The organism is Marinomonas sp. ATLA20, assembly GCF_057180105.1.
In genome coordinates this window covers 1-659 of record NZ_JBXUKU010000033.1, presented here as the reverse complement: position 1 = coordinate 659, position 659 = coordinate 1, and the positions used below count along the sequence as shown (strand labels likewise).

Genomic DNA, 659 nt, shown 5'->3' with positions numbered 1-659 from the left:
TTCGCAGATTACCACGTCCTTCATCGCCTCTGACTGCCAAGGCATCCACCGTGCACGCTTGGTCACTTGACCATATAACCCAAAATAGTTTCGGATCACATACCAAAGAGCTTTTGTGTCTCTCTGGATTTACGATAATAGAAGTCACTAGGTTAAAGTGAACTTCCACCGGTTTAACGCTTGATTCATCGTTATTTCAAAATTCGAATTGTTAAAGAGCAAGTTTAGTGCAAAGCACTAAGTCAGAGACTAAAAATCACCCAACACACGAATGTGTAAGATGCTTAGCGTCTTGCTTAGAACTCTCTTCTAATCTTTTACACAGAGTAATCGTCATCAGTAAATGGTGGAGCTATGCGGGATCGAACCGCAGACCTCCTGCGTGCAAAGCAGGCGCTCTCCCAGCTGAGCTATAGCCCCATTACTTACTCGATCGTATTTGGTGGGTCTGGGCCGATTTGAACGGCCGACCTCACCCTTATCAGGGGTGCGCTCTAACCAACTGAGCTACAGACCCAAATACTTTCTGTGCTTCTTATAAACTAGATATTGTGTCGTTTAAAACACCATCAGATAATTTGTGTGAACGCTCACCAGAGGTTTCTATCGTTTAAGGAGGTGATCCAGCCCCAGGTTCCCCTAGGGCTACCTTGTTACGA

General features: G+C 45.2%; 2 tRNA genes. Both read right to left on the bottom strand.

The features are described from left to right. Window positions 1-344: 344 nt before the first annotated feature. Window positions 345-420 (bottom strand) — tRNA-Ala (locus AC2A4J_RS20305). 20 nt (window positions 421-440) lie between these two features. Beyond that, window positions 441-517 (bottom strand) — tRNA-Ile (locus AC2A4J_RS20300). Between the last annotated feature and the right edge of the window lie 142 nt (window positions 518-659).